General features: G+C 59.5%; 23 protein-coding genes. 12 read left to right on the top strand and 11 right to left on the bottom strand.

The genetic code is table 11. The features are described 5' to 3' along the window. Positions 1-124 precede the first annotated feature (124 nt). Positions 125-1,543, bottom strand: a complete 1,419-nt coding sequence (locus tag F617_RS0103170) for a HAMP domain-containing sensor histidine kinase (RefSeq protein ID WP_034501842.1) — start codon at positions 1,541-1,543, stop codon at positions 125-127. Positions 1,544-1,798: 255 nt separating this feature from the next. Beyond that, positions 1,799-3,826, bottom strand: coding sequence for a methyl-accepting chemotaxis protein (locus F617_RS0103175; protein ID WP_026330647.1), 2,028 nt, complete (start codon positions 3,824-3,826; stop codon positions 1,799-1,801). Positions 3,827-4,174: 348 nt separating this feature from the next. On the opposite strand from F617_RS0103175, the gene rpmH reads away from it, so the two are divergent. The 4 genes from rpmH to yihA are packed head-to-tail and all read left to right on the top strand — an operon-like array spanning position 4,175 to position 7,181. Next, positions 4,175-4,312 (top strand): 50S ribosomal protein L34, encoded by a 138-nt coding sequence (gene rpmH, locus F617_RS26870; protein WP_013635393.1) that lies wholly within the window; start codon positions 4,175-4,177, stop codon positions 4,310-4,312. Between the two features lie 36 nt (positions 4,313-4,348). Next, positions 4,349-4,732, top strand: coding sequence for a ribonuclease P protein component (gene rnpA, locus F617_RS0103180; RefSeq protein ID WP_003514841.1), 384 nt, complete (start codon positions 4,349-4,351; stop codon positions 4,730-4,732). Next, entirely contained in the window at positions 4,732-6,531 is a 1,800-nt protein-coding gene (gene yidC / locus F617_RS0103185; protein WP_003514840.1) for a membrane protein insertase YidC, read from the top strand. The genes rnpA and yidC overlap by 1 nt, the downstream gene beginning before the upstream one ends. Then, complete coding sequence (gene yihA, locus F617_RS0103190; RefSeq protein ID WP_003514838.1) at positions 6,528-7,181, top strand: ribosome biogenesis GTP-binding protein YihA/YsxC; 654 nt, start codon at positions 6,528-6,530, stop codon at positions 7,179-7,181. The genes yidC and yihA overlap by 4 nt, the downstream gene beginning before the upstream one ends. A 13-nt stretch (positions 7,182-7,194) precedes the next feature. Here the strand turns inward: yihA and F617_RS0103195 are convergent, their stop codons facing one another. Next, complete coding sequence (locus tag F617_RS0103195; RefSeq protein WP_003514836.1) at positions 7,195-7,572, bottom strand: hypothetical protein; 378 nt, start codon at positions 7,570-7,572, stop codon at positions 7,195-7,197. Positions 7,573-7,932: 360 nt separating this feature from the next. Here F617_RS0103195 and argB point away from each other — a divergent pair, with 360 nt between their 5' ends. Next, positions 7,933-8,817, top strand: coding sequence for an acetylglutamate kinase (argB, locus tag F617_RS0103200; RefSeq protein WP_003514834.1), 885 nt, complete (start codon positions 7,933-7,935; stop codon positions 8,815-8,817). A gap of 48 nt (positions 8,818-8,865) precedes the next feature. Here the strand turns inward: argB and F617_RS0103205 are convergent, their stop codons facing one another. Continuing rightward, positions 8,866-9,783: a DMT family transporter gene (locus tag F617_RS0103205; RefSeq protein ID WP_026330648.1), complete on the bottom strand. Its 918-nt coding sequence runs from the start codon at positions 9,781-9,783 to the stop codon at positions 8,866-8,868. A 106-nt stretch (positions 9,784-9,889) separates the two neighbouring features. Here F617_RS0103205 and F617_RS0103210 point away from each other — a divergent pair, with 106 nt between their 5' ends. Next, complete coding sequence (locus F617_RS0103210) at positions 9,890-10,603, top strand: pyrimidine 5'-nucleotidase (RefSeq protein ID WP_019564409.1); 714 nt, start codon at positions 9,890-9,892, stop codon at positions 10,601-10,603. 122 nt (positions 10,604-10,725) lie between these two features. Beyond that, complete coding sequence (locus tag F617_RS0103215; RefSeq protein ID WP_019564410.1) at positions 10,726-11,322, top strand: EF-hand domain-containing protein; 597 nt, start codon at positions 10,726-10,728, stop codon at positions 11,320-11,322. Positions 11,323-11,365: 43 nt separating this feature from the next. Here the strand turns inward: F617_RS0103215 and F617_RS0103220 are convergent, their stop codons facing one another. Together F617_RS0103220 and F617_RS0103225 are read right to left on the bottom strand one after the other, a co-directional pair. After that, on the bottom strand, positions 11,366-11,623 hold the full coding sequence (locus F617_RS0103220) for a DUF1150 family protein (RefSeq protein ID WP_003493591.1): 258 nt from the start codon (positions 11,621-11,623) through the stop codon (positions 11,366-11,368). 56 nt (positions 11,624-11,679) lie between these two features. Continuing rightward, positions 11,680-12,105, bottom strand: a complete 426-nt coding sequence (locus tag F617_RS0103225) for an Hsp20 family protein (RefSeq protein WP_019564411.1) — start codon at positions 12,103-12,105, stop codon at positions 11,680-11,682. Positions 12,106-12,317: 212 nt separating this feature from the next. On the opposite strand from F617_RS0103225, the gene F617_RS0103230 reads away from it, so the two are divergent. Continuing rightward, the gene (locus F617_RS0103230; RefSeq protein ID WP_026330649.1) at positions 12,318-13,262 is read left to right on the top strand and encodes a nucleoside hydrolase; all 945 of its coding nucleotides are present in this window, start codon (positions 12,318-12,320) and stop codon (positions 13,260-13,262) included. Positions 13,263-13,332: 70 nt separating this feature from the next. Here F617_RS0103230 and F617_RS0103235 read toward each other — a convergent pair whose 3' ends face one another. Together F617_RS0103235 and F617_RS0103240 are read right to left on the bottom strand one after the other, a co-directional pair. Beyond that, a complete protein-coding gene (locus tag F617_RS0103235) occupies positions 13,333-15,678 on the bottom strand; it encodes a methyl-accepting chemotaxis protein (protein ID WP_026330650.1) in 2,346 nt (781 codons plus the stop codon). 166 nt (positions 15,679-15,844) lie between these two features. Then, positions 15,845-16,705 carry an LOG family protein gene (locus F617_RS0103240; RefSeq protein ID WP_034501844.1) on the bottom strand — a complete coding sequence of 287 codons (861 nt, stop codon included), beginning with the start codon at positions 16,703-16,705 and terminating at the stop codon, positions 15,845-15,847. Between the two features lie 144 nt (positions 16,706-16,849). Between F617_RS0103240 and dapD the strand changes: the two genes are divergently transcribed. The 3 genes from dapD to F617_RS0103255 are packed head-to-tail and all read left to right on the top strand — an operon-like array spanning position 16,850 to position 19,495. After that, positions 16,850-17,704 (top strand): 2,3,4,5-tetrahydropyridine-2,6-dicarboxylate N-succinyltransferase, encoded by an 855-nt coding sequence (gene dapD / locus F617_RS0103245; RefSeq protein WP_003514821.1) that lies wholly within the window; start codon positions 16,850-16,852, stop codon positions 17,702-17,704. Positions 17,705-17,718: 14 nt separating this feature from the next. Continuing rightward, positions 17,719-18,915, top strand: coding sequence for a succinyl-diaminopimelate desuccinylase (dapE, locus tag F617_RS0103250; RefSeq protein ID WP_019564414.1), 1,197 nt, complete (start codon positions 17,719-17,721; stop codon positions 18,913-18,915). Further along, on the top strand, positions 18,899-19,495 hold the full coding sequence (locus F617_RS0103255; protein ID WP_019564415.1) for a hypothetical protein: 597 nt from the start codon (positions 18,899-18,901) through the stop codon (positions 19,493-19,495). Before dapE ends, F617_RS0103255 begins: the two co-directional genes overlap by 17 nt. 15 nt (positions 19,496-19,510) lie before the next feature. On the opposite strand, the gene truA is transcribed toward F617_RS0103255, so the two are convergent. The 3 genes from truA to def are packed head-to-tail and all read right to left on the bottom strand — an operon-like array spanning position 19,511 to position 21,806. Continuing rightward, the gene (gene truA, locus F617_RS0103260) at positions 19,511-20,311 is read right to left on the bottom strand and encodes a tRNA pseudouridine(38-40) synthase TruA (protein ID WP_019564416.1); all 801 of its coding nucleotides are present in this window, start codon (positions 20,309-20,311) and stop codon (positions 19,511-19,513) included. After that, positions 20,311-21,246: a methionyl-tRNA formyltransferase gene (fmt, locus tag F617_RS0103265; protein WP_019564417.1), complete on the bottom strand. Its 936-nt coding sequence runs from the start codon at positions 21,244-21,246 to the stop codon at positions 20,311-20,313. The genes truA and fmt overlap by 1 nt, the downstream gene beginning before the upstream one ends. A 47-nt stretch (positions 21,247-21,293) precedes the next feature. Beyond that, on the bottom strand, positions 21,294-21,806 hold the full coding sequence (def, locus tag F617_RS0103270) for a peptide deformylase (protein ID WP_019564418.1): 513 nt from the start codon (positions 21,804-21,806) through the stop codon (positions 21,294-21,296). Positions 21,807-21,954: 148 nt separating this feature from the next. Between def and F617_RS0103275 the strand changes: the two genes are divergently transcribed. Further along, complete coding sequence (locus F617_RS0103275) at positions 21,955-23,148, top strand: DNA recombination protein RmuC (RefSeq protein WP_019564419.1); 1,194 nt, start codon at positions 21,955-21,957, stop codon at positions 23,146-23,148. Positions 23,149-23,199 lie beyond the last annotated feature (51 nt).

A 23,199-nucleotide genomic window follows, 5' to 3' on the forward strand; every position in this document is an offset into this window, starting at 1 on the left:
GCAGCAATTCATGTATCTTATTGATTATACTAGAAATTCCATCAAGGGCATTTTTGAGTGGCCATATGGGGCGCATATTCCGGGAGGTGCGGCGATTGTGCAGGAACTTCTTCAGGCGAAGTGATCAGGCGGTCCGAGCGGCGTGTACGGAGGCGGCGCGGTCGGCGATCTCGATGCGAAACTGCGTGCCGGGACCGGGTTTTTCGACAAGCGCTATCGTGCCGCCATGGGCAAGCACAAGTTCCCGCGCAATCACGAGGCCGAGACCGGTGCCGCCGGATCGGGCCGATCCCCTGAAGGCGGAAAACAGGTTCTCTTTCGCCTTGCGCGGCATTCCCGGCCCGTTGTCGTCTATTACGATGCTGACGACGTTGCCGGCCCTCTGGGCTGCAATCGACAGATGCCGAGGTGACGCGTTCGCCGTGTCGGATTGCAGTGCCTGAACGGCGTTGCGACAGAGATTGTGGATCACCCGGAAAAGCTGCTCGGCATCCGCATCGACGGTGAGATCGGGCGGCACGCTATCGTGAAACTCGATGCCGCTTTCCGGATCGAGCGCCAGAATGTCACGCACATCCCGCACCAGAAGACTTAACTGCACCGTCTTGCGTTTCGGCGCGCCTTCCGTCGCCTGCCCGTAGGCCAGAACCTCGGTTGTATAGGCCACGGCGCGGTCGATCGTGCGCAGCAGTTTCGGCGCAAAGCTCCTGACCATCGGATCCTTGGCGTCCACCAGCCGGTCCGACATAAGCTGTGCGGATGACAGGATATTGCGCATGTCGTGATTGATCTTCGAAACCGCCAGACCGAGATCCACGAGGTTTTTCTGTTGCCGCAGGGTTTTCTGCAACTCCGTCTGCATGTCGGCCAGGTGACGGCCCGCGACGGACAGCTCGTCGCTTCCCTCCTCCGGCACGAAAATCCGCTCGGGATTGCCCGGTTCCTCGGAAAAACGCTGCATGCCGAGCGTCAGGCGACGTATGGGCCGGATCATGATGCGGTTGATGGAAACGAAGATGAGACCGGCGGTGACAAGCGACAGGACGATGGAGATCAGGAAAACATTGCGGGCATAAGCCAGCATCGCCGCCCGTAGTTTGTTTTCACCCAGCACGAGTTCAATGATGGTGTCGCTGTCTCCGACCACATCGAAAACACGGATGACGCGATTGCCGCCAAACAGCAATGTGGAGAAGGCATCCCGCACCGCTGCCAGTTGCGAGACATCGGAAAGATCATATTGCTCATCGACCCCGGGTGGCGTTTCCGCCACGGCAAGCAGGCGCGATGTGCCATCCTTGCGCAGCGCAATCAGCTTCGCCCCGGTGGCCATCAGCGTGTCGTTCTGCACGCTCCGCGGCAATTCGGCCTGCAAGCCATCGATCACCGCGCCGGCTGCTGCCGCCGTGTTCAGACGGTCCCGCAGCCATGAAAGGCGCATATTGGCGACCGAAGGCACGAAGATCAGCACTTCGGCAATCATAACGAAAATAACGGTGAGCAACAGCAGGCGCCCGGAAAGCCCCCCGGTCAATCCCGGCATGCAGTGCACCGGATTGTCTTCCGTGCCGTCCAAGCTGTCTACGCCTTTAGAAAACACCGGGCCCTGATCCTGTATGCGCGCCGCCGCTTCGGTGGAACGGCTCGGTTTATATGCAAGCACGATAATAGGACCTAACAGATATTTTTCAAATGCGTTGCAAAACAAACGTTTCCATCGCCTGAAAAACAAAACGCCGCCCGGGAGGGCGGCGTTTGACTTAGAACCCGTCTCAAGCGAAACCGCAGGCGGAATGGCTTAGAACTCCTGCCAGTCCCCGTTCGCTACAGCAGCGGCTGGTTGGGCGTTGAGAGCGCGGCTGACGCTGCTCATCAATTTACGTGCCGGAGAGGCCACGGCCGCTGCCCTTCCGGACACCGCCACGGGCCGCATCTGCTGTTCTGCGCGAGAGCGGATCTGACCATCCTCTACGCCAACCTTGAAGCGCGACACCAGCGTGACGAGATGGCCCGCTTCACCGCTCAGCTTGTGGGTTGCGGCCGAGGTTTCCTCGACCATTGCGGCATTGCGCTGCGTCACCTGATCCATCTGGTTGATGGCGGTATTCACCTCATGCAGGCCGGTCGACTGTTCCCGCGCCGCCGTGGCGATCGAATGGATATGTTCGTTGATAGCCAGAACGCGGGTCTCGATCTCGCCCAGCGCGCTACCGGTTCTCTGCACCAGCGACACACCGCGACCGACCTCTTCGCCGGACTTGGTGATCAGCGCCTTGATGTCCTTCGCAGCCGTCGCAGAGCGTTGCGCCAGTTCACGCACTTCCTGTGCGACGACAGCGAAGCCCTTGCCCGCCTCACCCGCACGCGCAGCCTCAACGCCGGCGTTCAGCGCCAGGAGGTTGGTCTGAAAGGCGATCTCGTCAATGACATTGATGATCTGGCTGATTTCCCGCGAGGCATGCTCGATCCGATCCATGGCGGAGACGGCATCGCGCACGACATTGGCGGATTCTGCCGTCTTCTGCTTGGTCTCGGCCACCATGGTGCTGGCTTCCTGCGCCCGATCCGTTGAATTGCGAACGACGGCGGTGATTTCGTCGAGGGCGGCGGAGGTTTCCTCCAGTGCCGCAGCCTGCTGTTCCGTCCGCTTCGAAAGGTCGTCGGCCGCCGAACGCAATTCGTTCGCATTGCCGCTGATGCCTTCCGTGCTGCTGCGCACTTCCCGCATCGTCTCCCGCAGCTTGGCCAGCGTCTCGTTGACATTGGTCTGGAGCTCGGCGAAGACGCCGCGGAACTCGCCATCCATCTTTTCCGTCAGATCGCCCCGCGCCAGACCTTCGATGACGCGGCTGGTCTCGGAAACACCATTGTCCACGCCGGTGAGCAGGGCATTGATCGTCGCAGCGAAACGATTGAGGTTTTCGTCGCCGTAATCCTTGTTGATGCGGCGGCTGAAATCGCCCTGGGCAGCAGCGTCGACGACAACGGCCATGCCGGCCTGCAGATCATCGCTCTTGGCACGCATGGCGGTTTCCTGCGCATTCATGCGGCGCACTTCACGACCGTTCTTCTTGAAGACTTCGACTGCCGCTGCCATTTCGCCGATTTCGTCGGTCCGGCCGAGATAGGGCACGTCCGCGTCCAGATTTCCGTCCGCAACGGCATTCATCACTTCCGAAACCTTGCGGATGGGCGCGCTCAGCTGCCGCGCTCCGATGTAGAGGCCGAACGCCGCGCCGGCCAATATGCCGCTGCCGGTGACGATGATGACCAGCCAGAAGGTCGTCGTTACAAACCCGTCGATGCCCGCCTTGACGGCTTCAAGCCCGGCGATGTCATTCTTCACGACAGCATCGATTTCCGCCTGATAGGCTTTGCGGTTGGCCCGGTTCGCGTCGTTATTACCCTGCTGGTTGGCGGCCTGCGGGCCGGCCTCGCGGGCAAGCCGCGCCGTTTCCAGACGGAAGGCCTTGAATTCCTTGAAGCGACTGGAGAGATTGTCGAAGGCCGCCTTCTGTTCTGCCGGAACGAGAGGGGTCCAGGTTGCGATCAGCTTCTCCATGGCGTCGAGGTTCTTGACGATGCCATCGGCAAAAGGTGCCGCCTTTTCGATATCGGGCGCAGCGTAGACCCCGCGCGCCTCCATGACGACCGCAGTCACAAGCCGGTTCAGCGCTTCACCCTTATAGGCGCGCTCCGCTGCCTTTTCGTATCCGACCGTGCGCACCTGAAACTCGCTGACCGCATATATGGACAGGCCGCCGATGGTGCAGGCCACAAGGCTCATAAGCCCGACAAGAAGATTGATACGACCGCGAATTCTCAATTTCGTTCCCCCAAAAGCCAGCCGCACGATGGAAAATGGGAAGCTGGCATAACTTTTCCCATCACAACATTTATCAATGCCGCCTTAAGAAAGAATTTCAGAATTTACCGATCGTGCGATCGGAATGCGCCCGCAGCGCCCGTGAGCGAAGCCGATTTCATGGCGCTTCCGCAAAAGGTGAAGGGCGAAAACCCCTTCGGCAATTGACTTTGCTCGGCCTATGCCCTTATAAGCCGCGCACGCTCGGCCATTAAAAGCTCGCCCAGGCGGGGTTAGCCGTGCAAAAAACGAAACGCTCTTGCAAATAGTGCAAATTCAAGAAGGGCCGCACACCGCGGTATTAAATAAATGTCGAAGCGTACATTCCAGCCATCCAAGCTTGTTCGCAAGCGTCGTCATGGTTTCCGTGCCCGTATGGCTACTGCCGGCGGTCGCAAAGTTCTCGCAGCCCGCCGTGCGCGCGGCCGCGCAAGTCTGTCGGCTTAATTGCCGTCTCTGTGGCCCGATGAAAGTCGCGGGCACATGAGCAAGACAAAAAAACTGCCCGGCCGGCTTAAAAACCGGTCGGATTTTCTTGCCGTGCAGACGGGGGAAAAGCGTCGGGGAGGCACCTTTCTTCTGGAGGTCCTCGACAGGAAAACCCCGGAAACCGAACCTCGGGTCGGTTTCACCGTAACGAAAAGACAAGGCAACGCGGTCGAGCGAAATCGCATGCGCCGCCGTCTCAAGGAAGCCGTCAGGCTTTCTGCCGGATTCGCAATGAAGCCCGGCCATGACTATGTGATTGTCGCCCGCAGGGACGTGCTCGAGACGGCCTTCCCGAAACTTCAGTCTCTCCTTACCGAGCGAATTGAAGGAACGGCGAAACCGAAACGGTCCCAGGACACCCGCTCCAGGAAAGAATGATGGAAAAGAACCGCAATTACTTCATCGCGATAGCCCTTTCGGTTGTCATCGTCCTCGCCTGGCAATTCCTTTACATGAATCCGCGCATCGAGCAGCAGCGCCGCGCCGAAGAGGCCCGCCAGGCGCAGCAGCAGACAACGCAGCAACAGCCGGCACCGGGTGCCGCACCCGGCGTGACCGTCGACGGCGCACCGCCTGCCTCCTCCACGCAGGCCGCCGCCACGGCGACGCGTGAAGAAGCGATTGCAAAAAGCCAGCGTGTGGCCATCGACACCAACGCCATCGCCGGCTCGATCAATCTGACCGGCGCCCGCTTCGATGACATCCGGCTCAAGGGCTACCATGAGACCGTCGATGACTCGAGCCCGATCATCACGCTGTTTTCGCCTTCCGACACCAAGGACGGCTATTTCACCGAACTCGGTTACGTTGGCGGCGCCGATGCCGGCAGCGTTCCCGGTCCTGCGACCGTGTGGACACTCGCAAGCGGCGACAAGCTGACGGAGACCACACCGGTTACCCTGAAGTATACCAACCAGAATGGCGTCGTTTTCTCCCGTACCGTTTCGATCGACCAGCATTACATGATCACGGTCAACGACAAGGTCGAGAACCCCGGGCAGGCGCCCGTCTCCTTTGCCACCTACGGCCGCGTGACGCGCAACAACAAGCCGGCAATACCGCCCGTTTTCGTTATCCATGAAGGCTTCCTCGGCGTCTCGGGCAAAGACGGCAGCCTGACGGAAGAAAAATACAAGGATGTCGAAGAAACCCCGGTAACGATTGCCAAGGCGACCGGCGGCTGGCTCGGCATCACCGACAAATATTGGGCCGCTGCCATTGTGCCGCCGCAGATGACGCCGTTCGAAACGCGTTACTCGCACATCAAGGGCAATCAGCCGAGCTACCAGGCCGATTTCAAGAGCGACACGATGACGGTCGAACCCGGCCAGTCCATCGAACTGAAGAGCCTTGTCTTCGCCGGTGCCAAGGAAGTGCCGCTGGTTGACCGCTATGAAACCGAATATTCCATTCCGAAGTTCGACCTGTTGATCGACTGGGGCTGGTTCTACTTCATCACCAAGCCGATGTTCAAAATGATGGATTTCTTCTTCCGTTATTTTGGCAACTTCGGTGTGGCCATCCTGCTGACCACCATCGTCGTCAAGGCTCTCTTCTTCCCGCTCGCCAGCAAGCAATATGCATCCATGGCGAACATGAAGCGCATGCAGCCGAAGATGGAAGAGCTGAAGGCCAAGCATGGCGATGACCGCATGGCCATGCAGCAGGCGATGATGCAGCTCTACAAGGAAGAGAAGATCAATCCGGTTGCCGGCTGCTGGCCGATGCTGCTGCAGATTCCGGTCTTCTTCGCGCTCTACAAGGTCATCTACGTCACCATCGAAATGCGGCATGCACCGTTCTTCGGCTGGATTCACGACCTTTCCGCGCCAGATCCGACCTCGCTGTTCAATCTGTTCGGCCTTCTGCCCTACGACGTGCCGCACTTCCTGATGATCGGCGTCTGGCCGCTCGTCATGGGCATCACGATGTTCCTGCAGATGCGCATGAACCCGACCCCACCCGATCCGACACAGGCGATGATCTTCACCTGGATGCCGCTGATCTTCACCTTCATGCTGGCTTCGTTCCCCGCCGGTCTGGTTATCTACTGGGCATGGAACAACACGCTGTCGATCTCGCAGCAGGCCCTCATCATGAAGCGTCACGGTGCCAAGATCGAACTGTTCGATAATCTCAAAGGGCTATTCAAGCGAAAGCCGGTGCAATCGAAATGAGTGAAACCGGCCCGGCAACCGAAAAGCCCCTCTTTGGGCGACCCTGGATATTCATTCGCGGCGTTCCCGCGATGAAATTCCTGCCGCCCGAAGGCCCGCCGGAGATTGCCTTCGCCGGACGTTCGAATGTCGGCAAGTCTTCGCTCATCAATGCGCTGGTGGGCCACAAAGGCCTTGCCCGCACCTCCAACACACCCGGACGCACGCAGGAACTGAACTACTTCGTTCCTGAGGGTTATTCCGGTGAGCCGGGCGACCTGCCGCCGATGGCGCTGGTCGATATGCCGGGTTACGGCTATGCGCAGGCGCCGAAGGACCATGTCGATGCCTGGACGAAGCTCGTCTTCGATTACCTGCGTGGACGTGCGACGCTGAAGCGCGTCTACGTGCTGATCGATTCCCGCCACGGAATAAAAAAGAACGACGAGGAGGTTCTTGGCCTGCTCGACAAGGCGGCCGTGTCCTATCAGGTCGTGCTGACGAAGACGGACAAGATCAAGGACGTTGGCGTTCCCCGGCTGATCAGTGAAACGCTGGAGAAAATCCGCAAGCGTCCCGCCGCCTATCCGGAAGTTCTCGCTACCTCTTCGGAAAAATCCTTCGGGCTGGATAGCCTACGCGCCGAGATCGTACGAACGGTCTCGCTCTAAAAGACCATCGCCTTCAGGCGATGGTGAAAAGCAGGACGGCGGTCCACAGCATCGCCGTCAATGCCAGAAGCCGCCAGAAACGCACGGAATTCCACACCTCCAGAAGCATCGCCGCGAATATGCTGCCATTGCGAAGCGGCTGGCCCTTGAATGGCAGACCGGAGCGAAGCGGATCCCTGTCAAGCAGGGCTGCAACGCCCGCTCTTTCGCGATATTCGGTTTCCGCCAGATTGTCCCGCCAGCGCCTGACCATGGCCGCAAACTGGCGGTCGCGTTTGACGCGTTTTGCAAGCTCCGCCATGCTTTCCGGTGGCAAGGCACCCAGCACATATTCGCCAGCGAGTACTTCGTCCCGCAAACCGCTTTGCTTGTCTCGATCCGGTACGGTCATATGTTTTCAAACTCCTCGGTCGTTCAGGCCAGCATCGTTTTTTGCGATGCGCAACGATCCTCCGTCGCCCTGCTGAATAACCCCTCCCCTGCTCGCCACAAGGCTGGTCCGATTGGTGCTTTATGTCAATCTTATTACGCGCCGCAGGCCGCCCAAAAGCGGAATTTTACTATGCGCCGACACAATATGGCCCGGAGGTTACTTCATTCATTCACCCCGCGCATTCACCTGTCTTTGCAAACGCATCGACATGTCGAATCTGCGCATCCTGCACCGCAAAAATCGATTCCGATTTTTGCGCCGATGCTGTAGAGCGATGAAAGGCTCTCAAGGGCCGCAACCACAGACCGAGGTTTTTCCATGACTGCTTCCGAAAGCGAGACTCAGGCGCGGCTGCTCGCACAGGCTCTGCCCTTTATGCAGAAATATGAGAACAAGACCATCGTGGTGAAATATGGCGGTCATGCCATGGGCGACTCCACACTTGGAAAGGCTTTTGCGGAAGATATCGCCCTGTTGAAGCAGTCCGGTATCAACCCCATCGTCGTGCACGGCGGCGGCCCGCAGATCGGTGCAATGCTGACGAAGATGGGCATTGAATCGAAGTTCGAAAGCGGCCTGCGCGTCACCGATGCCAAGACAGTCGAGATCGTCGAAATGGTTCTGGCCGGCTCGATCAACAAGGAGATCGTCGCGCTCATCAACCAGACGGGCGAATGGGCCATTGGCCTGTGCGGCAAGGACGGCAACATGGTCTTCGCCGAAAAGGCGAAAAAGACCGTCGTCGATCCCGACAGCAATATCGAGCGCGTTCTCGATCTTGGTTTTGTCGGTGAAGTCGTCGAGGTCGACCGCACCCTGCTCGACCTGCTTGCCAAGTCGGAGATGATCCCTGTCATCGCTCCCGTCGCTCCCGGTCGCGATGGCGCCACCTACAACATCAATGCCGACACCTTTGCCGGCGCAATTGCCGGTGCGCTCAACGCCACCCGCCTGCTGTTCCTCACCGATGTGCCCGGCGTGCTCGACAAGAACAAGGAACTCATCAAGGAACTGACGGTCTCCCAGGCGCGTGCGCTGATCAAGGACGGCACGATTTCCGGCGGCATGATCCCGAAGGTCGAGACCTGCATCGAGGCCATCAAGGCCGGTGTTCAGGGCGTGGTGATCCTCAACGGCAAGACCGCCCATTCCGTTCTTCTGGAAATCTTCACGGAAGGCGCGGGCACGCTCATCGTGCCCTGATACGGTTCATGTGGCGGACGGGAATGCCTGTCCGCCACGACAACACTTTCAGCCGAATATCAGAAGCGACAGCACGCCCAGCACGATCAGCAGGCAGCCCGAGAGTTCCAGCCGGTTGATCTTTTCCTTGAAGAAGAGCACGGTCGAGGCGAAGGCGAAGAGCATCTCCACCTGCGCCAGCGCCTTGACCACAGCCGCCTGCTGCAACGTCATCGCCGTGAACCAGCCGAATGACGCCGTGGCCCCCACGAAACCGACCGCAAGCGACGGTTTCCATGCCTTCGCGATCCGCCGCAATTCGTCCCTCTCCCGCCATATGATCCACAAGAACATCGCCAAGGTCTGCGTCACGATGACAACGACGAGGGTAAAGCCGGCCTGCATCACCGCATCCGGTGCCGGCAGGCTGGGTGCCAAAGCCAGCGAGGCAGAGCGATATGCAACCGATGAGAGGCCGAACAACGCACCCGAGGCGAGGCCGATGCCCGCCGTCCGGCTGAAGATGGAGGTGAGAATGGAGGCAGGGGTCACTTCCGTGCGTGCAACCGAAATCAGCATGACGCCGGCCACCGAAATAGCGATGGCCGCAAGAGTGCCGCCATTGACGCTTTCGCCAACGAAAATCAGTGCAAACAATGCCGCCTGCGCCGGCTCAGTTCGGGAATAGGCCGTGCCAACCGCGAAGTTGCGGAAGGAAAACAGGTGCACCAACAGGAAAGTGGCGGCGATCTGCGCCATGGCCCCGACCATCGCCCAGACGGCGAATGACATGTTCGGCACCGGCAGCGGCCGGCCAAGTACACCATGCAGAAAACCGAGATAGGCAAGAGCGAAGGGCATTCCAAAAACGAAGCGCACGAAAGTGGCGCCCGTGGTGCCCATCATGCCCTTCAGGTGCTTTTGCAGGGTCGAGCGCAGGTTCTGCAAGAACGCGCTTGCGAAGGTTATGCCTATCCAGAGTTCCATGATCTTGGCGGTATCATGCGCTGGAGGCCGCAGCCAAGCCCGATTTTCCCGTCTGTCGTCGTCTTTTCGATTTTCTTCGGCATTCGAAACGGGCATAAAGCTGCCCATGGACACAAAGCCGAAAAACCTGCCCGATGCCGCCGATTTCGCCCACGTCAGCGAATGGGTCTTCGACCTCGACAACACGCTCTATCCGCATCACGTCAATCTGTTTTCGCAGATCGATCGTAACATGACGGCCTATGTTGCGGAGCTTTTAAAGCTCGAGCCCGACGAGGCTCGCGCACTTCAGAAGCGCTATTACCACGAACATGGCACCACGCTTCAGGGCCTGATGATCCACTGCGGCATCAGCCCGGACGAGTTTCTGGAGCGCGCGCATGCCATCGACTATTCCGCGCTGAGCCCGCATCCGGAGCTCGGCGAGGCAATCAAGGCGTTGCCGGGCCGCAAGTTCATCCTCACCAATGGCAGCGTCAAGCATGCACAGGCAGCGGCTGGCGCGCTCGGCATTCTCGACCATTTCGAGGATATTTTCGATATCGTCGCCGCGGACTATCTGCCAAAGCCGGCCAGTGCGACCTATGAGAAGTTTGCCGCACTTGCGAAGCTCGACACCAGAAAAGCCGCCATGTTCGAGGACCTGCCACGCAATCTCGCGGCACCCAAGGCACTCGGCATGAAGACCGTGCTGCTCGTTCCTTCGAACCTCGAAGGCGTGATCATGGAGCGCTGGGAGATCCCCGCCGCGACGGATGAGCATATCGACTACATCACTGACGATCTGACCGGTTTCCTGATCAAAACGATCGCCCGCTGACAGGTAACATCGAAATCGAGCGCAGACGACATTACCGAAGCTTCATGCACCTTACGGATGTTTAAGTAGTGAACTGCCACCTGCGCCACTATCTTCCTCCTCAGGGACACCAACGGAAGGTAATGACGATGTCTACACGAAAGATCGCACTCTCTGCTCTTGGCGCAGCCCTCTTGCTCGGCTCGGCCGCTACAGCCAGCTTTGCGGCCCCGCCAGCGCACGGCAAAGGCCACGGCGAACGCATGCCGTTCCGCCCGGAACTGGCGTTCGTTCAGCTGCTGAAGGTGGCCGACACCAACAAGGACGGCAAGATTACCAAGGAAGAGTTCGCCGCACGTCAGGACGCACTTTTTGCCGAGATCGACAAGGACAAGGACGGTTCGATCACGCCAAAGGAAATGCGTGAATACCGCCAGGCCAAAATGGAGGCGTTCCGTGCGGCTCATCCGCGCCCAGAGGCTGCTGACGCCAAAGCGGGCGAAGGAAAGGGACCTGAAGGCAAGCGCGCCGAACGCGAACATGGCGGTCGTCAGGGCTGGGGCAAGCATGGCGGCAAGGGTGGGGCGTTCGCGATGATGCGCGTGGCCGACACCGATGAAAACGGCCAGGTCAGCAAGGCCGAATTTACCGCAGCCGGCGAAAAAATGTTCGAACGGTTGGACAGGAACAAGGACGGCGTCATCTCCATCGATGATATGCCAGACCGCCCGTTCCTTTAATCACATAAGAAAAAGCCCGCTCAATCGGCGGGCTTTTTTCCTTTCAATGCAGGCTGACGGTTTTCAAATCGTCTTCGGCAGCCTTGAAAAACGTGCTGGAACGATTGTCTGTCAGGAGGATCGGCGTGCCATCCGCGCCAAACAGGGCCCAGAGATCGAGTTGCGGATCGAGATCAGGCGCTTCCGGGAAACAGCGGCTTACGTCTTCCGCACGGATTTTACGGATATAGCCCACTTCTCCCTCGCCGATATGAGCGAGCTGGGACCGGGTGAGACGCGCATGCGCTTCTTTTAAAAGCATATTTCAGCCTCCTTCTTCACGCCGAGCGATTCGTGTCGGATTCCGGCGTTCACGTTCTACTCTGAGACGGAAATATTAATTTTCTTTACCACGTTTGAAATTTCGGGCTTCACCAGATCGATGGCAAGAAGGCCGTTGCGCAGGCGCGCGTCCCTCACCTGCATGCCGTCTGCAAGCACGAAGACCCGCTGGAATTGCCGGGCAGCGATACCCCGGTAGAGAAAATCCCGCTTTTCCTGCTCCTGCTGGCGACCGCGAATGACGAGCTGGTTGTCGGCCGTCGTCACATCCAGATCGTCCTGCGAAAAACCGGCGACTGCAATCGTGATACGCAGGCGTTCCGGTACGTCTTCAGCGCCGGGCAGGCGCTCGATGTTGTATGGAGGATAGCCATCATTGGCCTTCGCCATACGCTCCAGCGTTTTTTCCATGGCATCAAAACCCAGCAAAAGCGGGTGGGTGAATGGCGTCATGCGGCTCATATCGTCTCTGTCCTTGCAACCAAGCGACGTTTCGCGGTCCCGCTTCCGGCAACCCTGCCGGTCAATCTTACCGGCTGTACGCAATATGGGAAGCAAAACCACGATGCGCAAGGCGGGGCCACAAGGCAAAGGCAGGCACTCCGAGGAATGAGGCTTGACAAGTGAGCGTCCGCCGCTCGAAAAAAGCGCCTTATCTCAACGGCGGGCAAGACATGGCAGAACGCAGAAAAATCATCATAGACACGGATCCAGGTCAGGACGACGCGGCAGCGATCATGCTGGCTTTCGCAAGCCCGGAAGAAATTGAAATTCTCGGTCTGTGCGCCGTCGCCGGCAATGTTCCGCTGAAACTGACCAGCCGCAACATCCGCATCATCTGCGAATTGTGCGACCGCACCGATATTTCCGTCTATGAGGGTGCCGAGCGGCCACTGGTGCGAAAGCCCATCACTGCCGAGCATGTTCACGGCAGCACCGGCCTTGATGGCCCGGTTCTCGACGAGCCGACGATGGAGGCACAAAAGCAGCACGCCGTCGATTTCATCATCGAAACGCTGCTGCGGGAGCCTGCGGGCACCGTGACGCTCTGCACGCTCGGCGCGCTGACCAATGTGGCGCTGGCTTTGCAGAAGGCCCCCGAGATTGCAGGCCGCGTCAAGGAACTGGTGATGATGGGTGGCGGCTTCTTTGAAGGCGGCAACATCACACCGGCTGCGGAATTCAACATCTATGTCGATCCGCAGGCTGCCGATATCGTCTTCCGTTCCGGCGTGCCCATCGTCGTAATGCCGCTTGACGTAACCCACCAGTTGCTGACCACCAAGGCGCGTGTCAGCCGCATTCGCGATATAGGCACACGCCCGGCAATCGCCATGGCGGAAATGCTGGAATTCTTCGAGCGTTTCGACATCGAGAAATACGGTTCGGACGGCGGCCCCCTGCACGATCCAAGCGTTATCGCCTATCTCCTCAAGCCCGAGCTGTTTCAGGGCCGCGATTGCAATGTCGAAATCGAGGTCAATTCCGAACTGACCATGGGCATGACGGTGGTGGACTGGTGGCGGGTGACCGAGCGCCCGGTCAACGCCCGCGTGATGCGAAATGTGGATGCGGACGGCTTCTTCGAGTTGCTGACGGAACGTTTCGCCCGCCTCTGATGGAAACGCAGACATGAAAAGGGCCGCTGGCATGACCAGCGGCCCTTTCATTTGGAACCACGGGATATTCTCAGAACTCCGTCCAGTCGTCCTGTGCCAGCGCGTTTGCGCCGCTGGTTCTTGGGCGGGAACGTTGGGTCGCAGCCGAGCGGCCCGATGCCTGTGACGGGGCGACAGGCGCACGCATTGCCGCCGCGGTGGCGCGCAATTGCTGGCTCGACTGGCTGGAATGACCGCCGGATACGGAGAAGCCGGCAACGAGCGATTTCAGCGTTTCCGCCTCGCTGTTCAGCGTCACGCTTGCCGCCGTTGTTTCTTCCACCATGGCAGCATTCTGCTGGGTGACCTGGTCCATCTGAGTGACGGCGGAGTTGATCTCCTTGAGACCTACCGCCTGCTCGCTGGCGGAGGCCGAAATCTGCCTTATCAGCTGGTTGATCTGCAGAACCTGATCGGCAATCTTTCTCATCGTCTCGCCGGCCTTGCCGACCAGCTGGACGCCCTCGCCCACCTGCCTTGCGGAGGTGTTGATCAGACCTTTGATCTCCTTCGCGGCTGTCGCGGAACGTTGCGCCAGTTCACGTACTTCCTGCGCGACAACGGCAAAACCCTTGCCAGCCTCGCCCGCACGGGCAGCTTCCACACCGGCATTCAGCGCCAGAAGGTTGGTCTGGAAAGCGATTTCGTCGATTACCCCGATGATGCGGGAGATTTCCGCCGAGGATTGAGCGATGCCTTCCATGGAACTGACGGCCTGCTGCACGACCTCGCCCGACTTGCCGGCGTCGTCGCAGGCGTTGCTGACAGCTGTCGCCGCCTGCGCTGCGTTTTCCGCACTGGAATTGACCTGCGCCGTCAGCTGGTTGAGGGCAGCAGCGGTTTCTTCCAGGCTTGCAGCCTGCTGTTCCGTGCGGTGGGAGAGATCGCTCGCAGCGCGGGTGATCTCGCCGGTGCCGTTGCCGATGCTGGCAACGGTTCCGTTGACGGTGGAAACGGTTTCCTCGAGGCTGGCGAGCGCCGAGTTGAAGTCGTTGCGCAGCTTTGCATATTCACCGGGGAACTGGTCCTCGATGCGATAGGTCAGATTGCCCTGCGAGAGCGCATTGAGACCCGCGCCGAGTACGCTCACGATATGTTGCTGCATCCGGCTGTTCTCATTGCGCTCGGATTCGGACCTTTGGCGCTCCGTTTCCGCATTGCCACGCTGCACGGCGGCATCCGCTTCCATTTCGCGGATACCGGCAAGCTTCGCACGGAAGCCTTCCAGAGCCGTTGCCACCGCGCCCGTCTCATCCCTGCGGTCCTGTCCGGAAACCGGCACATCGTAACGACCGTCGCTCAGTGTTTTCACATCGGAGACCAGCGAGGCGAGCGGATTGCGGACGAAATAGCGGACGGAGAAATAGAGCGCGGCAATAACCGCCGCAAGAATGACGATCGCCCCAAGGATCATCAGATAAGTCTGCTCCTGCACCGGCGCGTTCAACGCCTGATGCGGGATATCCACCAGAACCACCCAGGTGGCATTGAGGCCCGGCACCGCAAACGGATAGACAAGGCGGTTATAGGGCGCGTCGGTATCAAGACCGAGATTTTCGATCAGACCCTGCTTGCCGGATGTGATCGCCGCCTGAACGGTGCTTGCACCCTCTCCGTCATAGGCCTTCATGTTCTGCTCGGGCGTCGGCGGTACCAGCCATTGGCCGCCCTGCGAAATGAGTGTCACACGGCCGGTTTCGAAAGGATGCAGCGCCTGCAGCTTCTGCGACAGAGCTGCCAGCGAGATATCGACCCCCGCCACACCAATCATCTTACCATCAGACATGACGGGATAGGCAAGCGAGGTCATTGTGGTGGGCACTTCCGTGCCTTCGGCCAGATAGGGCTGGGTAATGGCGCCCTTGCCGGATTTGGCAGCGAGCGAATACCACTCCGCCGCATAGTCGTTCTTGAAGGTCGAAAACTGGATGTCGCCTTTCTGGGTCTTCGACCAGTAGGGGGCAAATGCACCCGTTGCATTGGTGCCGAGATCGAGCCTGTTGGCGATCTCGGTGGTCTGTCCGTCGAAAAGGCCCAGCTGCTCACAGAACCAGCTTCCGAAAGCGAAAGCATTCTGCTCGACATTGGCCTTGAGGATGTTGACGATGCCGGGGCGGTCCATCGATTTCGCCTGGTGCGCACGGCCGATGATACCGGCCATGGAGCGGGCAGCACTGCCGAGTTCACCGACATCTGCGGCGATGACGTTGGCGATGGCGCGTGCCTCGGTGTTCGCCTGATCCATGGTCAGCGAATGGACACGGTCGCTGGTCTGGGAAATGAGGAAGGAATTCGATGCGACAAGGACCGTGGTGATTGCACAGCCGGTTACAAGGATCAGCTTGGTCGCAAGCGACTTCACTTTGAAATTGAACATTTTGGCCTCGATCAAATCGCCGGCCGAAAAGGCTGGCGTCAACGGATGAGAAATCTCCGTCATGGAGGCCCGCCCGCTAGGGGCAGTGCGCTGCAACGCGACGAGGGGAAATTAGAATATCTTTGCTAATTAACCCCTAAAATTCCCCCGTCGCATCAAGCCGAAATCAGTGCTCGTAATAGGCGGATACGATGTTCCATGCATCGTCGGCCGTTTCGGCGAAATGTAGCAGCTCCATATCTTCGGGCGCAATGGTTCCGAAATCCGCGAGGAATTCGAAATTGACGACGGAGCGCCAGAATTTCTCTCCGAAGAGAATGAGCGGGATGGGCGCCATGCGCTTCGTCTGGATCAGCGTCAGCGTCTCGAAGAGTTCATCCAGCGTGCCGAAACCGCCGGGGAAGATCACCACGGCCTTGGCCCGCATCAGGAAATGCATCTTGCGGATGGCGAAATAGTGGAAGTTGAAGCTCAGCTCCGGCGTGACATAGGGGTTGGGCGCCTGCTCATGCGGCAGAACGATGTTGAGGCCGATGGACGGGCCTCCGACATCGGCTGCGCCGCGATTGCCCGCTTCCATGACGCCGGGACCACCGCCGGTGACCACGACATATTCCAGATGGTCCGATTTCGCGCCGTAGTCGGTGCAGAGCCGGGCGAACTTGCGCGCCTCCTCGTAATAAACCGAGGATTGCTCCAGATTGCGTTTCTGCGTCTCGTTGCGGGCCGCCCAAGCCTCGCCGCCGGGCTCGGGAATGCGCGCGCCGCCGAACATGACGACGGTGGACTTGATGCCCCGCTCGGTCAGCGCCATTTCCGTCTTCAGAAGTTCGAGTTGAAGCCTGACGGGGCGCAACTCCTCGCGGCAAAGAAAATCCATATCCGCGTAGGCAAGCCGGTAGGATGGGGAATCCGACTGCGGTGTTTTGGGAATGACATCGGCCTGCTGCTTGTCCGCAGAGCTACGCTTCAACGGGTCCCACACCCCATCCTTGCGCCGCAATTTGCCGTTTTTCAGTCGTGTCATTTCCAAGCCTTTCGTCTGGTGCGCCAAATCACCCAAATCACATTGACGCCTTTCCAACACTCCCTTAGATCAAATGACCAGAGCCTTCCAGCGGCGCGGGACCATCCGTGGCCACGAACACACGCGACATTCAAGGAATTTTCCATGAGCCTTCCGGACCTCACCTCTCTCGAAACCACCATCGAAACAGCCTTCGACAACCGTGACGGTGTGAACGTATCGACAAAGGGCGAGGTTCGCGACGCGGTGAACACATCTCTTCAACTTCTCGACAGCGGCAAGGTACGCGTCGCCGAAAAGCAGGCGGACGGGAACTGGAAAGTGAACCAATGGCTGAAAAAGGCCGTGCTCCTCTCCTTCCGTCTGAACGACATGGAGATCGTCACCGGCGGCCCCGGTGAATCCACCTGGTGGGACAAGGTGCCGTCGAAGTTCGAGAACTGGGGTGAAAACCAGTTCCGCGCTGCGGGCTTCCGCGCAGTGCCTAACGCCGTCGTGCGCCGCTCGGCCTATGTGGCCAAGAACGTGGTGCTGATGCCTTCCTTCGTCAATCTCGGCGCCTATGTCGATGAAGGCACGATGGTCGACACCTGGGCGACGGTCGGCTCCTGCGCGCAGATCGGCAAGAACGTGCATCTGTCCGGCGGCGTTGGCATCGGCGGCGTTCTGGAGCCGCTTCAGGCCGGCCCGACCATCATCGAGGACAATTGCTTCATCGGTGCCCGTTCGGAAGTCGTAGAAGGCTGCATCGTGCGCGAGGGCGCCGTTCTCGGCATGGGCGTCTTCATCGGCAAGTCGACCAAGATCGTCGATCGCGCCACCGGCGAGATCACCTATGGCGAAGTGCCACCCTATTCCGTCGTCGTTGCCGGCACCATGCCGGGCAAGCCGTTCCCGAACGGCGAGCCGGGCCCAAGCCTTTATTGCGCCGTCATCGTCAAGCGCGTCGATGAAAAGACCCGCTCCAAGACCGGCATCAACGAGCTTCTGCGCGACTGATAAAAGCTGATACCATGACCACGACCGATCCCGTTGCAAATCTCGCCGCCCTCATCCGTTGCCCTTCGGTGACGCCCGCCGAAGGTGGCGCGCTATCGCTGCTAGACACCCTGCTTTCACCGCTTGGCTTTGCGGTGGAAAAGATGGTGGCGAGGGAAGCGGGAACGCCTGACGTTGAAAACCTCTACGCCCGGCTTGGCACGGAAGGCCCGCACCTGATGTTTGCGGGCCATACCGATGTCGTTCCGGTGGGCGACGAGGCGGCATGGAGCCATCCGCCCTTTGCCGCTGAAATTGCCGGCGGCGAAATGTTCGGCCGTGGTGCGGTGGACATGAAGGGCGGCATTGCCTGTTTCGTCGCTGCCATTGCCCGCTACATCGAGAAACACGGAAAACCGAAAGGTTCCGTTTCTTTCCTGATCACCGGTGACGAGGAAGGCCCCTCGATCAACGGCACCTCCAAGCTGCTGGAATGGGCCGCCGCCAAAGGCGAGGCATGGGATGCCTGCGTGGTGGGTGAACCGACCAACCCCGACCAGCTGGGCGACATGATCAAGATCGGCCGCCGGGGGTCGATTTCGGGCCGCATCACCGTGCATGGCGTGCAGGGTCATGCCGCATATCCGCATCTGGCCGACAACCCCATTCGCGGGCTGCTGCAACTGACCCACGCGCTGATGCATCCGCCCTTCGATCACGGCACGGACGACTTCCAGCCGTCCAATCTGGAAGTGACGACCATCGACACCGGCAATGCCGCCACAAATGTCATTCCGGCGCGGGCGACGGCGTCGTTCAACATCCGTTTCAATGACAGCTGGACGGTGGAGAGCCTGCGGGCGGAAATCATCCGCCGCCTCGATGCCGCCGCTGCCGAGGGAGAACTTCGTCCCGACCGCAGCCCGGTCAAATATGAGATCGTCTGGGCCGACCGTCCGGCCCATGTTTTCCTGACCCGGAACAATGCGCTCATCTCATCGCTTTCCGGCGCCGTGGAAGCCGTGACAGGCAAGGAGCCCAAGCTTTCGACCACCGGCGGCACGTCGGATGCGCGTTTCATCAAGGACTATTGCCCCGTCGTGGAATTCGGCCTCGTCGGGCAGACCATGCATATGGTCGATGAGCGCGTGGAAATCGCCGATCTGGAGACTCTCACAAACATCTACGAGACCTTCATCGAACGCTGGTTCTCCCATGCCGACGGCAAGTGAAGTAAGGCTCTATCTGAAAGGCCTCTGGCTGCTGCTGCTCGGCGACCATACCGGCGCGCGTTATCTGGACCTTTCCGAGCGCGGCATGTGGCGATCCTTCTATTCCGCTCTCTGGTGCCTGCCGGCCATGCTGGTGTCCTGGCTGTGGCTGCGCGCTGCGTTCCTGGCAAGCTATCCGCCCGGAACAGGAACGGGTTTCATCTTCTTTTTCCGCCTTGCGATGGTCGAGGCTATCTGCTGGATCGTGCCGCTGTTGTTGATCGGCATGCTGCTGTTCGCCTTTGGCGCACGGGAAAAATTCACCGCACTGGTCACCACCATGAACTGGCTGTCGCTGCCGTTTTCCTATGCCTATGCGGTTCTGATCCTGATCGCGTTTTTTCTGCCGCCCTTGCAGGGGCTGATCGCCATCCTCTGGCTGGCACTGCTGCTGTCGCTGGTCTTCGCCTTTTCGCGGATCGTGCGCTTCTTCATCCGCGACCAGTCGTTGCTTGTCTCGGCGATCGTTATGACCCTGCTGGTGCCCGGCATGCTTCTGTCCGAGGCGCTGCAGCGTTTTCTCGGCGTTTATCCGGCCTGAGAAACGAGACGGACTTCAGTCCGTGTCTTCTACCGTCTCGACCTTTGAATAGACCCGCGGCGGAATGACATCGGGATAATCGACCTGCATGAAATAGAGACCATCCGGTGGCGCGACGGGGCCGCAGGCTTTGCGATCCCGTGCTTCCAGTGCCGCGCGCACGTCTTCCGGTGTCATGCTGCCTTCACCGGCCATTTTCAGCGTTCCGGCAAAAGAGCGTATCTGGTTGTGGAGAAAGCTCTGCGCGGTGGCGCGTATCTCGATAAGATCGCCATTGCGCGTCACATCCAGCCGGTCGAGCGTTCTGACCGGGCTGCTCGCCTGACAATGAACCGAGCGGAAAGTGGTAAAATCGTGCCGGCCGACGAGCATCTGTGCAGCTTCATGCATGCGTTCGTGGTCCAGATCTTTCGATACCCACCATGCGCGCTTGTGCTCGAGTGCCAGCCGCGCTTTCCGGCAAATGATGCGGTACAGATAATGGCGGCGAAGCGCGGAGAAGCGCGCGTCGAAATCCTCGGTCACCGCCGTTACGTCGACAACCGAGACGGCCTCTTTCGCCATCGCCAGATGGGCGTTGAGAGCATTGCGAAGCTTATACGGAGCCCAATCGCGGGAAAGATCGACATGGGCTACCTGTCCCACGGCATGCACGCCGGAATCGGTGCGGCCAGCGCCGCGAATAGAAACGGTTTCGCCGGTCAGCGACCGGACGGCAGCTTCAAGCGCGCCCTGAACTGAAGGGCCGTTATCCTGTCTCTGCCAGCCGAAGTAAGGCGTACCGTCATATTCGACGGTCATGCGGAAACGCGGCATCAGCCGAGCCTCGTTCTGGCGGGAACGGGTGTGCCACGAACGAAATCGGCAGCCGACAGCGGCTTGCCACCCGCCTTCTGCAAACGGGTAAGCCGCACCGCGCCACTGCCGCAGGCGATGGTCAGGGCGTCATCGAGCACAGCGCCCGCTTCGCCCATACCGCTCGCCAGTTCTGACGCCAGAACCTTCACGCGCTCGGCCTTACCGCCGATTTCCATTTCCAGCCAGGCGCCGGGGAAAGGCGAAAGGCCGCGGATATGGTTATGGACATCCTGTGCCGGCCGGGAAAAATTAATCCGAGTCTCGCCCTTGTCGATTTTCGAGGCATAAACGACGCCTTCTTCCGGCTGCGCAACGAGAGGAAGATCGTCTGCTTCCAGCTTGTCCATCGCCTGCCGCATCAGCCGCGCGCCTGTCAGCATCAGGCTGTCGTGCAATTCACCTGCCGTGGTATTCTCACCGATCGTGACCTTGGCGGTCAGCGCCACCGGGCCGGTATCGAGCCCCTTTTCCATTTTCATGACCATCATGCCCGTCTCGGCATCGCCAGCCATGATCGCCCGCTGAATGGGAGCAGCGCCGCGCCAGCGCGGCAGCAACGAGGCGTGGCCGTTATAGCAGCCAAGACGCGTACCGCTCAGGATAGCCTCGGGCAATAGCAGCCCATAGGCAACGACAACAGCGACATCGGCGTTGAATTCCCTGAATTGCTGCCGGTCTTCCTCGGCCTTGAAATTCACCGGCGTCAGCACGGGCAGACCCAGCAGTTCGGCCGCCCGATGCACCGGCGATTTCTGCAGATCGAGGCCACGGCGACCGCCTGGACGCGGCGGCTGCGTATAAACGGCAACGACTTCGTGACCAGCGTCCACCAATGCACGCAGCGTGGGAACGGAAAAATCCGGCGTGCCCATGAAAATGATGCGAAGAGCCATATCGCCCCCTGCCCTCTATGCCGGTCCGTCTACATATTTAAGACGAATCAGACCTTAGCGCGGGCTGCTTTGGTGAATTTCTTGATGACCATTTCTCGCTTCAGGCGCGAAATATGGTCGATGAACAGAATGCCGTTCAGGTGGTCGATCTCATGCTGCAGACACGTCGCCAGAAGTCCGTCCGCATCGACCGTCTGCTGCTTTCCGTCACGATCGACATATCGCACTGTCAGGGATGCGGGACGCTCCACCTCGGCATAATAATCGGGAATGGAGAGACACCCTTCCTCATAGGCCGAGACGTCGTCCGACACTCTGAGGATTTCCGGATTGATGAAGACGACCGGCTTTCTCTCCTCGTCCTCGCGCGAAACGTCGATCACCAGCATGCGGCGCGGCACGCCCACCTGAATGGCGGCAAGGCCGATACCCGGCGCATCATACATGGTTTCAAGCATATCGTCGGCAAGGCGCAACACTTCGGCATCCACCTGTTCGATGGGCCTTGATTGCTGGCGCAGCACGGGATCGGGCAAAATGATAAGCGGTTTGATAGTCATGGCTTCCCATAACGTATCTCTTGCGCGGAGGAAATAAAAAATACGCGGTCGAAATGAGACCTTCGTCCGGTTTTGGCCGACTCAATTCCGCCGCATGAATGTTCTTGTTTTGATCTTACGAATCACTGGAAATCTGGTAGATTTAGCCATGAGCATCGATTTCTCTTTTCTCCTCGATCCCGCCTTGCGGGCCGGCTCCGTCGACATCAGCTTCGGCGGGCTTCTTGCGGCTCTCGTTTTCGGCCTTTCCGCTTTCTGGATGGTCACGAAAAGTCGTGGGAAAAAAGCGGAAGCCGATGGTGAAATTTCCGATCTGTTGAAAACCCAGTCGGAACTGCACGGCCGGATCGCGGCGATGGCCGAGACGCTCGGCACACGCCAGAGCGAGATGGGCCAGACCATCAACCAGCGCCTCGACGGCATGTCGCAGCGGCTGGGCGAGACGCTGACCGAGCAGACGCGGTCGACGCACGAGAATCTAAGCCGCCTGCAGGAGCGGCTTGCGGTTATCGATGCCGCGCAGGGTAATATTCAGGATCTGGCAAAGGACGTGGTCGGGCTTCAGGCGATCCTCTCCAACAAGCAGACGCGCGGCGCTTTCGGGCAGGCACGCATGGAAGCGCTGATCGCCGATGCGCTTCCCGCCGCGGCCTTTCAGCTTCAGCCCACGCTTTCGAATGGCTACCGACCGGACTGCATCATCAGGATGCCGAATAACGCCCCGTCCCTCGTCATCGACGCCAAGTTTCCGCTGGAGGCGTGGAATGCGCTTAAGGCGGATGAAACGCCCGAGGGCAAACGGGCTGCGACCCAGCAGTTCCGCCGCGATATGGAGGTGCATATTCGCGACGTGGCGGAGAAATATCTGATACGCGGCGAAACGCAGGATACGGCCTTCATCTTCGTGCCGTCGGAATCGATCTTCGCCGATATTCACCAGCATTTCGAATATCTGGTACAGCGTGCCCATCGCGCCCGTGTCGTCATTGTCTCGCCATCGCTTTTGATGCTGTCGGTGCAGGTTATCCAGTCGGTGCTGAAGGACCAGCGCATGCGCGAGCAGGCGCACCTCATTCAGGGTGAAGTCGCGCTTCTCATGGATGACGTGCGGCGGCTGGACGACCGGACGCGCAAGCTGCAAGCCCATTTCGGGCTGGCGCAGAAAGATGTCGACATGATGCTGATTTCCTCCGACAAGGTGCTGGCGCGCGGCCAGAAGATCGAGGGCCTCGATTTTTCGCCGACGGAAAAGGAGACCTCCCATAGCGAAATCGAGCAGGCGCGACGCTTTGCAGAGAACAGGGCAGGAACGGCCAAGTTGCGGGTGGTTGACGACGAGTGATCCCCTCGGGCAAAGTCGCCGCCTTGCTTTGAATTTCATACGGACATGCCC

The sequence above is a fragment of the Agrobacterium sp. 10MFCol1.1 genome (assembly GCF_000381165.1).
GTDB classification, from domain to species: Bacteria; Pseudomonadota; Alphaproteobacteria; order Rhizobiales; family Rhizobiaceae; genus Agrobacterium; species Agrobacterium tumefaciens.